General features: G+C 61.4%; 17 protein-coding genes and 1 pseudogene. 10 read left to right on the forward strand and 8 right to left on the reverse strand.

Annotated elements, in window-relative coordinates; translation table 11 throughout:
- From WB528_RS19275 to WB528_RS19295, 5 genes and pseudogenes are all read left to right on the forward strand, one after another.
- Positions 1-249, forward strand: a pseudogene (locus WB528_RS19275) (flagellar basal-body MS-ring/collar protein FliF); the annotation flags it as partial.
- Positions 250-255: 6 nt separating this feature from the next.
- On the forward strand, positions 256-1,338 hold the full coding sequence (fliG, locus tag WB528_RS19280) for a flagellar motor switch protein FliG (protein ID WP_423889989.1): 1,083 nt from the start codon (positions 256-258) through the stop codon (positions 1,336-1,338).
- Positions 1,338-1,955, forward strand: coding sequence for a FliH/SctL family protein (locus tag WB528_RS19285; RefSeq protein WP_423889990.1), 618 nt, complete (start codon positions 1,338-1,340; stop codon positions 1,953-1,955). Before fliG ends, WB528_RS19285 begins: the two co-directional genes overlap by 1 nt.
- 22 nt (positions 1,956-1,977) lie before the next feature.
- A complete protein-coding gene (fliN, locus tag WB528_RS19290; RefSeq protein ID WP_423889991.1) occupies positions 1,978-2,328 on the forward strand; it encodes a flagellar motor switch protein FliN in 351 nt (116 codons plus the stop codon).
- A 55-nt stretch (positions 2,329-2,383) separates the two neighbouring features.
- Entirely contained in the window at positions 2,384-3,763 is a 1,380-nt protein-coding gene (locus WB528_RS19295; protein WP_423889992.1) for a sigma-54 interaction domain-containing protein, read from the forward strand.
- Between the two features lie 66 nt (positions 3,764-3,829).
- On the opposite strand, the gene WB528_RS19300 is transcribed toward WB528_RS19295, so the two are convergent.
- From WB528_RS19300 to WB528_RS19320, 5 genes are all read right to left on the reverse strand, one after another.
- A complete protein-coding gene (locus WB528_RS19300) occupies positions 3,830-3,982 on the reverse strand; it encodes a hypothetical protein (RefSeq protein WP_423889993.1) in 153 nt (50 codons plus the stop codon).
- A gap of 178 nt (positions 3,983-4,160) precedes the next feature.
- Positions 4,161-4,943, reverse strand: a complete 783-nt coding sequence (locus tag WB528_RS19305) for a MetQ/NlpA family ABC transporter substrate-binding protein (RefSeq protein WP_423889994.1) — start codon at positions 4,941-4,943, stop codon at positions 4,161-4,163.
- 133 nt (positions 4,944-5,076) lie between these two features.
- Positions 5,077-5,229 (reverse strand): hypothetical protein, encoded by a 153-nt coding sequence (locus WB528_RS19310; RefSeq protein WP_423889996.1) that lies wholly within the window; start codon positions 5,227-5,229, stop codon positions 5,077-5,079.
- A 14-nt stretch (positions 5,230-5,243) separates the two neighbouring features.
- Positions 5,244-6,716, reverse strand: a complete 1,473-nt coding sequence (locus tag WB528_RS19315; protein WP_423889997.1) for a putative sulfate exporter family transporter — start codon at positions 6,714-6,716, stop codon at positions 5,244-5,246.
- A 216-nt stretch (positions 6,717-6,932) separates the two neighbouring features.
- Positions 6,933-8,147 carry an LLM class flavin-dependent oxidoreductase gene (locus WB528_RS19320; protein ID WP_423889998.1) on the reverse strand — a complete coding sequence of 405 codons (1,215 nt, stop codon included), beginning with the start codon at positions 8,145-8,147 and terminating at the stop codon, positions 6,933-6,935.
- 167 nt (positions 8,148-8,314) lie between these two features.
- Here WB528_RS19320 and WB528_RS19325 point away from each other — a divergent pair, with 167 nt between their 5' ends.
- The 5 genes from WB528_RS19325 to WB528_RS19345 all read left to right on the forward strand — a co-directional run bounded on the left by WB528_RS19325 (position 8,315) and on the right by WB528_RS19345 (position 11,592).
- On the forward strand, positions 8,315-9,430 hold the full coding sequence (locus tag WB528_RS19325) for an ATP-dependent DNA helicase (RefSeq protein ID WP_423889999.1): 1,116 nt from the start codon (positions 8,315-8,317) through the stop codon (positions 9,428-9,430).
- Positions 9,431-9,639: 209 nt separating this feature from the next.
- Entirely contained in the window at positions 9,640-10,359 is a 720-nt protein-coding gene (gene msrA, locus WB528_RS19330; RefSeq protein ID WP_423890000.1) for a peptide-methionine (S)-S-oxide reductase MsrA, read from the forward strand.
- Positions 10,360-10,372: 13 nt separating this feature from the next.
- Complete coding sequence (gene msrB / locus WB528_RS19335) at positions 10,373-10,783, forward strand: peptide-methionine (R)-S-oxide reductase MsrB (protein WP_423890001.1); 411 nt, start codon at positions 10,373-10,375, stop codon at positions 10,781-10,783.
- A gap of 124 nt (positions 10,784-10,907) precedes the next feature.
- Entirely contained in the window at positions 10,908-11,072 is a 165-nt protein-coding gene (locus WB528_RS19340; RefSeq protein ID WP_423890002.1) for a DUF3309 family protein, read from the forward strand.
- 223 nt (positions 11,073-11,295) lie between these two features.
- Positions 11,296-11,592, forward strand: coding sequence for a hypothetical protein (locus tag WB528_RS19345; protein ID WP_423890003.1), 297 nt, complete (start codon positions 11,296-11,298; stop codon positions 11,590-11,592).
- A 41-nt stretch (positions 11,593-11,633) separates the two neighbouring features.
- On the opposite strand, the gene WB528_RS19350 is transcribed toward WB528_RS19345, so the two are convergent.
- The 3 genes from WB528_RS19350 to WB528_RS19360 all read right to left on the reverse strand — a co-directional run.
- Positions 11,634-12,173, reverse strand: a complete 540-nt coding sequence (locus WB528_RS19350; protein WP_423890004.1) for a DUF4112 domain-containing protein — start codon at positions 12,171-12,173, stop codon at positions 11,634-11,636.
- Between the two features lie 228 nt (positions 12,174-12,401).
- Complete coding sequence (locus WB528_RS19355; protein ID WP_423890005.1) at positions 12,402-12,818, reverse strand: DUF5413 family protein; 417 nt, start codon at positions 12,816-12,818, stop codon at positions 12,402-12,404.
- A 189-nt stretch (positions 12,819-13,007) separates the two neighbouring features.
- Positions 13,008-14,156, reverse strand: a 1,149-nt coding sequence (locus WB528_RS19360) for a hypothetical protein (protein ID WP_423890006.1), incomplete at its 5' end; no start/stop codon positions are given.

Consider the following 14,156-nt stretch of genomic DNA (forward strand, 5'->3'; position numbering starts at 1 on the left):
GCAGCTCCTGCGGCCGCGGGAGCAACGTTGCCGGCCATCGCAGACAGCAGCGGCCCGCAAGCGGCCGCGGCCGGCGGCGGGCAGAACCTCGTCCCCGGCATCAACAACACCGCGCAGCTCATCGACGTGGCCCAGGTGCAGGGTCAGGTCCATGCCCAATCCGTTCATCGCGTCGGCGAACTGGCCGAACGCAACCCCAACGAAACCGCAGCCATCATTCGTCAATGGCTCTCCGAACCCGCCGCGTGATCCGAGATGGCCGTGCCCCAAAACGTTAACGCCAACGACATCACCAGCGTGATTTCCTCGCTGGCGGCGCGCCAGGGCAATCGCACCAAGGCCGCGCCGCTTGCGGGCGGGAAGCGCGCGGCCATCCTGATGCTGGCGCTGGGCGAACAATATGGCGGCAAAGTCTGGTCGCTGCTCGACGACGACGAAGTGCGCGAATTGTCGATCCACATGTCGACGCTCGGCACAGTGGAGGCCGACGTGGTCGAGGACATGCTCCTCGAATTCGTGTCGCGGATGTCGGCGTCGGGCGCCCTGATGGGAAATTTCGACGCCACCGAACGGCTGTTGCAGCAATATCTGCCGCCGGAGCGCGTCGTTGGCATCATGGACGAGATCCGCGGGCCGGCGGGCCGCAACATGTGGGAGAAGCTCTCCAACGTACAGGAAGAGGTGCTCGCCAACTATCTCAAGAACGAATATCCGCAGACCATTGCGGTCGTGCTCTCCAAGCTCAAGCCCGAGCATTCGGCGCGGGTACTCGCGATCCTGCCCGAGGATATGGCGCTCGACGTCGTCAACCGCATGCTGAAAATGGAGGCGGTGCAGAAGGAAGTGATCGAACGGGTCGAGCAGACGCTGCGCGTCGAATTCATGTCGAACCTTTCGCAGACTAGGCGGCGCGATGCGCATGAGGTCATGGCCGAGATCTTCAACAGCTTCGACCGCCAGACCGAAACCCGGTTCATTACCTCGCTCGAAGAAGACAACCGGGAATCCGCAGAGCGCATCAAGGCGCTGATGTTCACCTTCGACGATCTGATCAAGCTGGATTCCGGATCAGCCCAGACGCTGATGCGCAACGTCGACAAGGACAAGCTCGGCATTGCGCTGAAGAGCGCCAATGAAGAGGTTCGCGCCTTCTTCCTCGGCAACATGTCGTCGCGTGCCGGCAAGATGCTGCTCGACGACATGGCCGCGATGGGGCCGGTGCGGCTGCGAGATGTCGACGAAGCGCAGGCGCTGATGGTGAACCTGGCCAAGGATCTCGCGGCCAAGGGCGAGATCACGCTGACCAAGAACCGCGCCGACGACGAGCTGGTGTACTGATGGCCGCCCCCGCAAAATTCCTGTTCGACATGGATTTCTCGGCGCCCGACCGGCGCGAGCGCCCCGCTACGCCTGCGGAAGTCGCCCAGACGATTGCCGCCGCCGAAGCCCGCGCCTACCGCGACGGCTATGATGCAGCCTTGCGTGAAGCCAAGGTCGAAAGCGACCGCCGCGCCGCGCTGGCGCTCGAGGCGATCGGCGTGGCCATCAAGGGCATTGCCGCCCGCTTCTCCGGAATCGAGAGCCGTATGGAAACCGAAGCCGTCGACGTCGCAGTTGCGGTCGCGCGCAAACTCACGAGCGAACTGATCGACCGCGAACCGCTCGGCGAGGTCACCGCATTGGTCAGCGACTGCTTTGCGCAACTGGTTTCGACGCCGCATCTCGTGGTCCGGATCAACGATTCTCTCTACGAGGCGGCCCAAACCCGCATCGAAGCCTTGGCGAAGCAAAGCGGGTTTGCCGGCCGCCTGGTCATCCTGGCCGAGCCGAATATCGAGAGTGGCGACTGCCGAATCGAGTGGGCCGACGGTGGCGTCGTTCGGGAACGCGCGACCATCGAAGCCAAGATCAACGAACTTGTCGGGCGCTATATCGCGTCTCGCAGCCAGGCCTGAACGGCCGCAAGAGGAATGAACCATGAGTGACACAGACACACAGGTTCCGCTGCCGGACCTAAATGCCGCCGACACGACGGCCGCGGGCGACATCGCTTATCACGAAGACGAGAATGCCGCCCGCATTGCCGCCGATCTTGAGGCCGTGTTCGACGTGCCGGTGCAGGTATCAGCCGTGCTCGGCCGCTCCAAGATGGAAGTCGGAGAATTGCTCAAGCTCGGGCCCGGTACCGTTCTTGAACTCGATCGCCGCGTCGGTGAAGCGATCGATATTTACGTCAACAACCGTCTGGTCGCGCGCGGCGAGGTGGTTCTGGTCGAGGACAAGCTTGGCGTCACGATGACGGAAATCATCAAGGCGGAACGCAACTAGAGATTTTTTGATTAAGCGCGCCTGAAGGGCGCGAACAGACGAACAGGAGAATACCATGCGGCTTCTTATCGTTGGGACATTGAAGGGGCAGCTCACAACGGCCACCAAGATCGCGATGGACAACGGCGCTTCCGTCACCCACGCGGAAGACAACGAACAGGCGATGCGGGTATTGCGTGGCGGCAAGGGCGCCGACCTGCTCCTGGTCGACGTATCCCTCGACATCCGCGATCTGGTGATGCGGCTTGAAGCCGAGCACATCCATGTGCCGATCGTCGCCTGCGGCATTTCCAATGACGCCCGCGCGGCGGTGGCGGCGATCCACGCCGGCGCCAAGGAATATATCCCGCTGCCGCCGGAGCCGGAGCTGATCGCCGCCGTGCTTGCCGCGGTCGCCAACGATTCACGCGATCTGATCTATCGCGACGACGCGATGGCCAAGGTCATCAAGCTCGCCCAGCAGATTGCGGGATCCGACGCCTCCGTCATGATCACGGGCGAGTCCGGCACCGGCAAGGAAGTACTGGCGCGTTATGTCCACACCCGCTCCAACCGCGCCAGGAAGCCGTTCATCTCAATCAACTGCGCGGCTATCCCCGAATACTTGCTGGAGTCCGAACTTTTCGGACACGAAAAGGGTGCGTTCACCGGCGCTATCGCGCGGCGGATCGGCAAGTTCGAGGAAGCGACCGGCGGCACGCTGCTGCTCGACGAAATTTCGGAAATGGACGTGCGGCTGCAATCCAAATTGCTGCGCGCGATCCAGGAGCGCGTGATTGATCGGGTCGGCGGCACGCGGCCGGTTCCGATCGACATCCGCATCATCGCAACCTCAAACCGCAACCTGTCCGATGCCGTGCGCGACGGGACCTTCCGCGAAGACCTCCTGTTCCGACTCAATGTCGTCAACCTGAAGATTCCGCCGCTGCGTGAGCGCCCGGCCGACATCCTGGAGCTGGCGCAGCACTTCGCCAAAAAATATTCCGACGCCAACGGCGTCCCGCTACGCCCGCTCTCCGCCGAGGCCCGTCGCGTGCTGACCACCAACCGCTGGCAGGGCAACGTCCGCGAACTGGAGAACACCATTCATCGCTCGGTGCTGATGGCGCAGGGCGACGAGATCGGCGTCGACGCGATCCTGACGCCGGACGGCGATCGCCTCGATGGCCCCAAAGCTGTCCCGGCGGTAGCGCATGCGACCTTCGCCGCCGAACAAGTGACCCGCGCGCTGGTCGGACGCACCGTCGCCGATGTCGAGCGTGACCTCATCCTCGAAACGTTGAAACATTGCCTCGGCAATCGCACCCATGCCGCCAATATTCTCGGCATTTCGATCCGCACACTTCGCAACAAGCTGAACGAGTATGCCGATGGCGGCCTGCCGATTACGCCGGCCGGCGCCGGCGACATGCACCGCGCCGCGGCAACCGCGTAAGAACTGACAAAGGGACAGGAACTGCCTTCAATCAGCCGGCGCGAGGCACTCCTCGCGCCGATTTTTTTAGCCCAACTCCGAGCCGGGCTTGCGGAAGATGTGAATGGGATCGCCGGGCTGAAACGAGCGCCCGGTGAACGCCACGTAGGCGTAGAGCGCCAGATAGGCGACCGCCAGCCCACCGACCAAGTAGAGCACCCAGGTAGCCGCGCGTTTCATCGGCTGGTGCCACCTAGTTGAAGTTCATGCACCACAAGCGGCGAATTCGACCCAGGAACTTCGAATAGAAAAGTGTCACTGGAAGCAATAGCTTTGCCAGTGCCCATGACTTTCCGAAGTTCGTGGAAGCGGGTGCTGCGATGGAGCACGAACCTCGGTAAGTGGGCACCAGCCGCGTTTACCAGGACGGCAGCACGGCGCCCTTGAATTTCGTCAGAACGAATTCGCGGATTTCGGGCGTCTGGTAGCTTTGCACCAAGGTCTTGACCCATGGTTTGTCCTTGTCGGCGCTGCGCACGACGATGATGTTGGTGTAGGGCCCCTTGGGATCCTCGCGCAGGATCGGATCCTTGACCGGATCAAGCCCCGCCAGCGTCGCGTAATTGGTGTTGATGCCGGCGGCATCGACGTCGTCCAGGCTCCGCGCCGTCTGCGCGGCATCGACTTCCATAATCTTGAAGCCCTTCGGATTGTCGATGATGTCGGCAACCCTGGGCTTGAAGCCGACCCCCGGCTTGAGCTTCAGCACACCCTTGTCCTGCAACAGAAGCAGGAAGCGGCCGCCATTGGTCGGATCGTTGGGGATCGACACGGTCGCGCCTTGCGGGACAGCGTCCCAGCTCTTGTATTTCTTCGAATAGATGCCGACCGGAAAATTCACGGTCTGGGCGACCGCTTCGATCTTGTAGCCGCGTTCCGCCGTCTGGTTGTCCAGATAAGGCTCGTTCTGAAACGAGTTGGCTTGCAGCTCATCTGCCGCGAGCGCCGCGTTGGGAGTGACATAGTCCTTGAATTCGACAATCACGATGTCGAGGCCGTTCTTGGCGGCGATCGGTCTGACCGCCTCAAAAATCTGGGCGTGCGGACCGGCCGTGACGCCGACCTTGATGGTTTCGGCAAAGGCCGGATCAGCGGCCGCCGCGGCGACGGCAAATAAAGCCAGCAAAAAACGAAGGAGCATGACGGTTCACGCGAAATGGAGGGCCGGGCTTGGCTCCATCAGCGGTTAGCAAAAGGCTGGCCGCGAGGCCAGCATTTACCCGCGCCGCAATTTGCCACCCCCGGCCTGTTCGGCATGGGGCGGCGGGATTCCATCAAAGCTTGACCGGCACAAAATGGTTAACGGCGATCAGGATGATCAGGAGCACAATGCCGAGACCAAGGCTTGTGCCAATCAGTTTCTTTTCAATTGGCAGCAGCGGCTCGACCTTTTGGGCAGAGATCTCGTCTCTCAGGTCAGATGACATGCGATAGCCTTCCGTTAAGTCGCGAGCGGCGGCTTGAAACCGCTGAAGAACAGCCAGGAGATCAGCAATCCGACCCAGATCACGAAGCCGAACAGGCTGACGAAATAGACCACGGCGAGCTTGCCAAAGCCCTGCTGCCACAGCTTGCGGAAATCCGACAGCACGCCGATCGAGAAGAAGGTAAGCACAAAGAAGATCACGCGGAACACATTGGCTTCCCCGGCGGCCGCAGGAAGCGCTTTCTCGATCTGCGGCGTCGAGCCGATCGCAAGCCAGAGCGATACGGCGAACACAAGGACAAAGCCGAGAATGAACTTCGGAAACCGCTGCCAGATTTCGATTGGCTTGGCCTTATCCGGCCCCTTGTCGATATGATTGGTCCAGATATAGCCGAGAATGAAGGCCCAGACGCCGATGAAGATATCGATGAAGATCTTCACCGTCGCCGTCGTCGCGAGAATCCAGCCCGGTTGATATTTGATGCCTTCGGCGGCCGCCTTCGCCATGATCAGCGACTCGGTGATGCCGCCGCCTGCCACCGCCGCGCCATCGGTCTTGATGGCAAGACCCATCCAGGCGCCCGCCACCAGGGGTTCATGCCACAGGAAAGTCTGGGCCAGGAAGGGCAGGATCAGGACTTCAACGACGGCGAAGACCACAACCAGCGACGACACCAGGATCGGCACCGCCGGCCGCGCGCGGATCGCGCCGCCGGTGGCGATCGAAGCCGCCACGCCGCAAATCGAAATGCCGGAGGCAAGCGGCACCGACCATTCGCGGCTGAAGCCGAACCATTTGCGCGCGACGTAGTAGATCACGGCCCAGTAAATCAGATAGGCCTCGACGATCGCGGCTGCGCCACGCAGCAACAGCGATGATGCGAGATTAAGCCGGCCCGCCGCCGTGACGGCAACGGTGGCGCCGAGAATGACGATGGCGATCTTGATGTAGAGTTCAGGCCGGATCGCTTCCTTCAACCACTCCGCAAATCGCGGAAAGAAATTGGCGATCACCAGGCCTGCCAGAAGCGCGATGATGTAACCGCCCTCGTTGGTGAGCCTGAGCGACCAGGTGATGCCGAATTTCTGCTGCTCGGCCGGCGTCACGGCCGCGACATGGGCATAGCTGCCGACGATCCAGCTTGCATAGGCAATCGCAAAGGTCGCTGTGAATGCGAGCGCGAATTTCCGCACATCGACGCCGAGCGTCGTGACGCCTGCGCTCAGCACCACCAGAAGCGAGACATAGGTCGCAATCAGCGCCCCACCGCCGCCAAGCCAGGCATAAGCCCTGGCAAAGGGGCTGAGCGCGTGCGTAAGATCGTTGTAAACCGAGGTGTTGACGGCCCAGCCCAGGAGATCGATTCCGCTGATGCTGACCAGCGCCGCTCCAAACACCAGCAGGCCGATGACGACGGCCAACCAGTCCTCGGTCAACTGCGCCCGGAGTGTCAACGGCTCCGAGGCCTTGATTGCGATGTCCGACATTCCGATTCCCCAAAATAATCCGGACGGAAGGACACAGCCCTCCATTCTATCATTTGGAGGATGAGGGCGGTAACGACGGCTGTCGAGGACCTTGGAAAAAAAGCGATGTGCGGCCTGCCGGATTACCGCGAAACGCGACCCTTCTTCCAATGACCTAAGGAATCATAGATCAATCTTCTCCGTCGGCGGCCGGCCGCCCCGGCCTGACTATTGCGGTTATTCCGCCGCCGTGGCCGCTGGCTTCGGGGTCCCGATATTGAGCGCCAACTTGCCGTAGCGATCGGTAAAAGCGGCCGTATCGGTCTCCTCAAGCTGGATCGAACCCTCCATCACGCCAGCCTTCCAGGCGTCATGCTCGGGATCGCGCTGGAATTCCGGCATCACTTCGCGGCCGAACAGTTCGAGGGATTCGCAAATATGCTCGTGGCTGTTCTTGCCGGCCTGATTGAGCAGAATAACCTGGTCGATGTGGGAGGTGCGGAACCGCCGCAACTTTTTCCGGATGGTATCCGGCGATCCGATCAGGCCGCTGCGCAGCGCCGCCTCTTGCGCCTGCGGGTTCTCGCGCTTCCATTTGTTGTACTCGTCCCACATGTTGACGGCGCCCGGCGGCGGACGCTGGCGATCCTGCGAGGCGCCGTAAAAGCGCAGCGCGAACTGAAAAAACGTGGCGCCATCGGCACGTAGCCGCGCCTCCTCATCCGTTTTGGCGCACATGAAGAACGACACCAGCGCCATGTTGGGATTGATCACGTAGTCGGCGAGCTTCTTCAACCGCTTGGTGATGGCGTTGTAGTAAGCGTGCACCCAGGCGTGCGCGGCGTCCGCGCTGACGAATTGAAAGCCAAGCGCGCCGAAGCCGTTTTGCCCTGCGCGTTCGATGGTCGGCAGTTGCGAGCAGGCCATCCATAGCGGCGGATGCGGCTTCTGCACGGGCTTCGGCACCACGTTGCGCAACGGAATGTCGAAATATTTGCCGTGATGCTCCGAGCCGCCATCCCGAAACATCGGGAAGATGGCGCGGACCGCTTCCTCGAACACCTCCTTCTTGGTCTCCATGTCACGGCCGAACGGAGTCAGTTCGGTGATGGAAGCACTTTCGCCCATGCCGAATTCGCAGCGGCCGCGGCTTAGCAGATCGAGCACGGCGATGCGCTCGGCAACGCGCGCGGGGTGATTGGTCGTGAGCTGAAAAATGCCGTGGCCAAGCCGGATGTTTCGGGTGCGCTGGCTGGCGGCAGCCAGAAATGATTCCGGCGACGGCGAGTGCGAATACTCCTCCAGGAAATGGTGCTCGACCACCCAGGCGTGGTCGTAGCCAAGCCCGTCGGCGGTCTCGAGCTGCGTCAGCGCATCCTGGTAGAGCTTCAGCTCATCGCCAGCCTGCCACGGGCGCGGCAATTGCAGCTCATAGAAGATGCCGAACTTCATGACGCCTCTCCCGCAAACCATTTTTATCTTTTACAACAGTGTATTCTTGGCAAAACCTTAGTCCAGCCGCAGGGCATTCCGTGAGCTGGAAGCTGCTTGCGTCAGCGGCATGAATGGTTAGCTTCAGCTACGCGCTCTCGAATCGGCGCTCTCCCCACCGAGACACGATGACCACCTTTACCCCGCATCAGGATTCTGCGCTGAAGGCCGTTGCCGACTGGCTCAAGGCCAAGCCCGGCCGCAGCGGCACGCCGCCGGTATTTCGCCTGTTCGGCTATGCCGGCACCGGAAAGACCACACTGGCGCGTCACATCGCCGAGGATGTCGAAGGCGAGGTGAAATTCGCGGCCTTCACCGGCAAGGCGGCGCTCGTGATGCGCAACAAGGGTTGCGACAACGCTTCCACCATTCATTCGCTGATCTACCGCGCACGGGAATCCGGTGTCGAGCAGCCGAGCTTTGAGCTTTGGGACGATGCGCCGGCCTCGAAGGCCAAGCTGATCATCATCGACGAATGTTCGATGGTCGATGCCGAGATGGGCCGCGATTTGATGTCGTTCGATTGTCCGCTGCTGGTGCTCGGCGACCCCGCACAATTGCCGCCGATCCAGGGCGGCGGCTTCTTCACCGACGTCGAACCCGATGCGATGCTGACCGAGGTACACCGCCAGGCGCAGGACGATCCGATCGTTCGCATGTCGATGGATATCCGCGAGGGCCGCGAACTCGAGATCGGACGTCATGGCGAAAGCGAAGTGATATCGCGCGGCGAACTCGATCCCGAGCGCGTCATGCAAGCCGATCAGGTGCTGGTCGGACGCAACAACACCCGCCGCGCCTACAACATGCGGATGCGGCAGAAGCAGAATATCGAGGATCCCTTGCCGGTCGCCGGCGACAAGCTGGTTTGTCTGCGCAACAACCGCAAGAAGGGGTTGTTCAACGGCGGCCTGTGGCGCGTGAAGTCACGCAGCGCCTCGCGATCGAAGTCGCGCATCGCCAGCATGCGGCTCGCGCCCGACGAGGAGTTCAGCCACAAGGTGACGAAGGTTTCCGTGCGCTGCGATTGTTTCGAAGGCGGGATCGAGGCGATCCCGTGGGAACAGCGCAAACCCTATGACGAATTCGACTACGGCTACGTGCTCACCGTGCACAAGTCGCAAGGATCGCAATGGGATGACGTGGTTCTGTTCGACGAAAGCTTCGCCTTTCAGGAAAGCCGCGCTCGCTGGCTCTATACCGGCGTGACGCGGGCGGCGAAACGGCTGAGCGTGGTGGTCTGAACCCTTCCGCTCCTGCCGGCTTTCGGGCAAATAGGCGTGGGAACAAGCATTTACTCACGAACTCGTGTGCCGAAGCCGGTAACGGACGGGGTTTTGCTCCGTATCTCGGTCAGGACGAGCAGAAGGCCGATTGCGTAGCGCCGCGGCCAACCTAAACTTGGCGCAAACCTCATTCCGCCGAGCCGACTGGAAATCGAGAGGAAGCCTCCATGACCCGCCGTTCAATCAGCCGTCTTTCGACGTATGCCGCAGCCATCGGATTGCTGGCGATTTCCGCCATCAAATTCGCGCCGTCGCTCGCCGCCGAAGATGCCGTAATCATTCCGCCACCCGCGGCCGATATTCAGAACGCCAACGGCATCCAGACCGTGGTACTGGCCGGCGGCTGTTTCTGGGGCGTGCAGGGCGTGTTCCAGCATACCGCCGGCGTCGTCAACGCCGTGTCTGGCTATTCCGGCGGCAACAAGACGACCGCCGATTATCAGATGGTTTCCACCGGCACGACCGGACATGCGGAATCGGTTGAGGTCAAGTTCGACCCGAAGAAGATCAGCTATGGCAAGATCTTGCAGATCTTCTTTTCCGTGGCGCATGACCCGACGCAGTTGAACCGCCAGGGACCGGACACCGGCACCCAGTATCGCTCGGCGATCTTCACCACCTCCGACGAGCAGAAGAAGGTCGCGGATGCGTATATCGCTCAGCTCAACGCCGCCAAGGTCTACAGGAAGCCGATCGTCACCAAGGTCGGGCCCCTGGAAGGGTTTTTCGTGGCCGAGGCCTATCATCAGGACTACCTGACGCTGCACCCCAACCAACCCTATATTGCCTACAATGACATTCCGAAGGTCGAAAACCTGAAGAAGAACTTCGCTGAGAATTATATTGAAAAGCCGACTTTGGTGAGCAGCATCAAGGTCACTAACTAGGAGTCTTGATTTCATGTCTGACGCCAAGACGACGCCGAAAGTCGAAAAGAGCGAGGCCGAGTGGCGCAAGGAACTGACGCCGATGCAGTATGCCGTGTTACGGGAGAAGGCGACCGAACGGCCATTCTCCGGCGAATACGAGCATGACCATCGGCCAGGTACCTATGTCTGTGCCGGCTGCGGGCAAACGCTGTTTGAGTCCGATGCCAAGTTCGATTCCGGCTGCGGCTGGCCGAGTTTCAACCGGCCGGCAACCGAGAGCCATGTCGACGAGGAGCGCGACGTCACCCACGGCATGATTCGGACCGAGGTGCTTTGCTCGAGCTGCAACGGCCATCTCGGCCACGTGTTCGAGGACGGCCCGGCGCCGACCGGATTGCGCTACTGCATCAATTCGGCAGCGCTGAAACTCCAGCCGAAATAGCCTCAGAACGAAACCTTTCACTCGTTCGGTTCCCTTACCTGGAACCGAAAAGCGGGGTATGCTGTGCTTCTTCGGCCCGGTTTGGCGGGGTTGATCCGCTGACCGGCCAGTTGGGAGGAGCGCCATGACGCTTGGAACGATCCTCATCATTCTCGTGGTTCTTTATCTGCTCGGCGGCTGGAGCGGCCGGATCGGCGGCTACGGTTACGGTTACGGCCATTCCGGAATGGGGCTCGGCGGTGTGGTTTTGGTGGTGCTGCTGGTCTTGCTGCTGCTCGGCAAGCTGTAATTCTTGTAACACACTGGAATTACATGATTTTTTACCTATGAGGGTGTTCGACTTTTGTATTCATCATCACGTTCGGCAGGAGTCGCAATTCCTGTGGAGAGGCTTATATTAAGGACTGTCCAAAATGAAATGACGTGTATCGGCGCCGCTTGATTTTCGCGCCCGTGCGATCTGTTCGCGATGTCTTTCGCGTTCTCACTAAAAAGAACAGAGGTCCGTGACCATGGCTTCCTTCAGCTTCAACACCGCTGCCGAGTTGTTTCCCGCCGCTATCCGCAAGAAGAAGCGGGCAGGCTTTGCCTACCGGCGATTTGGCACCGCGGCCGAAGCGGTGCGTTTCGCGATCGAGGAATTGCCGGCGGATTCGCTGAACGGCGCCTACCTTCAGGTCGACGAGGCCCGCTTCGACCAGGTTGGCATTCGCTCGCTGTATGAAAGCCAGGATTTCCCGCTCCCGCGCCGCCCGCGCCCGGCCGAGCCGGCGCCCGCCGACGCCAAGACGGACGAAAAGGCGGCCTGACCGCCCTTCAACTCAACTGACCGAATGGACGAGCAGCGCGGCTAACGCGGCTGCTTGTCCAGCCAGCGGCGCAACAACCGCACGTTTCGCATATTGGCGCGAAACAGCACATCGAATGCATCGCCGGCGAGCGGCACCAGTCCTACGACGCCATCGACCGCGACGTTGCCGAGCATCCGCGCGGTGACATGCCATGGCGCGCCGAGCGCACGGGCCTCGCGCACGAGCCAGAGCGAGAACGCGGTCGCCACGATATCGCCGACCACGGGGATCAGCCGGATAATGCCGTCGACGCCGTAACGGATCTTGGTTCCCGGCAAGATGAAGGCGACGTCGAGGAGCTTTGCCAGCATTTCAAACCGCGCCAGGCGCTGCTCGCGGGTAAGGTCGCCGAAGGGATTGGCGCCGGAACGGGCGAAATCGAAATGAAGGCGCCCGAATCCCTCCAGCGGCGAGTTTTGCGGAATCTCTCGACCATCCTGGTCGATCACCGGGCCTTGCGGGCGCCTTGCACCAAACCCTCCACGCCGGGAGGCCGTGAAGCGCGCATCACCGGGAGAAATGATCTCTTCGTTTGCCATGGCTGGTGCCCGTTTTCCGAAGTTCGTCCTAGGCCTCAGCATCCACTTTCACGAACTTCGGAAAGTCAGGGCACTAGCAAACTTTCTAATTCTAGTGCCGCTTCCCATTTGAAGTTCCTGGACGGAATTCGCCGCTTGTGGCGCAGGAACTTCAAATGGGCGGCACTGCTCAGATGGTAACGCACGAGACCGGCGCAAGTGCCTTACCGAGGGCGCGGCGCGCCCCGCTCACGCGGTTGCCGGGCGGTTGACAAAATAGTGGGCGACCCCCGAGGACACCGTTCCGGGAACGAATCCGACCAGGCCGTACAGAACGAATTGCAGCACGCCGCTGTCCGAACCGCGCGACCCGTAGAGCAGTTCGGACACCGCAGCGCCGATCAAACCGACGATCAGGAGCCGCACCACCGGACCGATCCGTTTGACGTGGAGAATAATGTCGTCCACGGCGCCAAGCATCAGCGCCGGCAAAATGCCGAACAGGTAGGAATACTGCAATGTTCTGACGAACACGATGACGAGCTTGCCGGCTTCCGACATGCTCGGTGGGTGGCTCCAGTAGCCGGACGTCACGGTGGTCGCCAGAAGGAGCAGGAAACCGCCGAGCAGCGGCACTAACGCGGCAAAAATCAAATACCGCTTCATCTTGCTACCCCACGCTGCCCGGTGGAGTGGATTTGACATTCTCTGCCCCGTAGCCGCAGATTCGCCTAGCGAATGTCAGATCCAAAACTCCACTGGAAAACCTATATTTGCCAGTGGTCCTTTGATTCTAACGTTCGCAAAAGTGGTCGCTGAGAAGGGATGCGAATGTTAGAATCGAACCACTAGTCCCTATTCGCCCCAGGCGGCGAATGCGTCGTTGAAGGCCCGTTCGCCGGGAGCGCCCTTCTCGATGGCGATGATGGCGCGGCGCTGGTTGACATAAACCAGCGGCACGTCGAACCACGAGCGTTCCTTCAGCAGCTGCAGGTTACGCGAGCGGTCGGCATCGACGTTCGACAGGCCCACCAGGAAGAAGCCATCGGTGACCTTGACGGCGAGGCCCGCCAGCGGCGTTCCGCGCGCCTGCTCGTTTGATTTCATCAGGATGCCCGGCACGTTGCTGACGCCGCCGCCCGAGAAATCCGGCGGCAAAACAAACGTCAGCTCCGCAGTGTGGCTCGCCGGCAGCGACGTATCGGTGTTGCGGCGGAACGACATCGTCATCTTGAACTTGCGATCGGGAATCTCGATGTCAGCGCGCACGGCAAGATCGGCCTTCTGGTTGCCGGAGGCCTTGATCTGCTCGGTTCGCCAGATCACGGAACCGACATATTGTTTACCCTTGGGATCGGAGGGATCCTCGTCATACAGCACGACCCGCTGCGCTACCGGCGCCACTTGATCGCTCGATGACGGCTGTCCCACGCGGTCAGGAATCTTCGGTTTGATCCCGGGCGTGCTCGTATCCTTGGGAGCCTCGACAACGGTTTGCGAGGGTTTGAACAATCCGCTCACCGTATTCACGACCGACTTGCCCCACAGGATCGCCGCGCCAACGAGAATCAGAACGATGCCAACGGCGATTGCGCTCTTGAACGGAAATACCGTCCCCCGCTTCGGCTCGCCGCTCCGCTCCGGCGCCACACGTGGACGCGGTTGGGCAGGTTGCTGCGGCGGGGCGTAGCGCTCCGCTTCCGCGACCGATTCGTCATACGAATAGGGCGCCTCGGAATCGAAGCCGCGATCTTCCATGACCGGCTCAAGCCGGTCGAACTCGGGCGACGGCGACGGCACGTTGGCATAGGTTTTTCGCGCCGCACGGCTCGCCTGCGCCGCGGCGCGGCCGAGATCGTCGGCATCGGCCGTGATGTCGCGAAATCCGCGCACCCCCGGCGCCTCGGAGGCATTGTTGTCGGCGCCGCGACGTGCCACTGGCCTTTCCCGCGTGGAGGGCAGCTGCGGATCCTGCATCGGGACTTGCGGCTGACGCGCGCTGCG

The sequence above is a fragment of the Bradyrhizobium sp. genome (assembly GCF_049586575.1).
GTDB lineage: Bacteria > Pseudomonadota > Alphaproteobacteria > Rhizobiales > Xanthobacteraceae > Bradyrhizobium.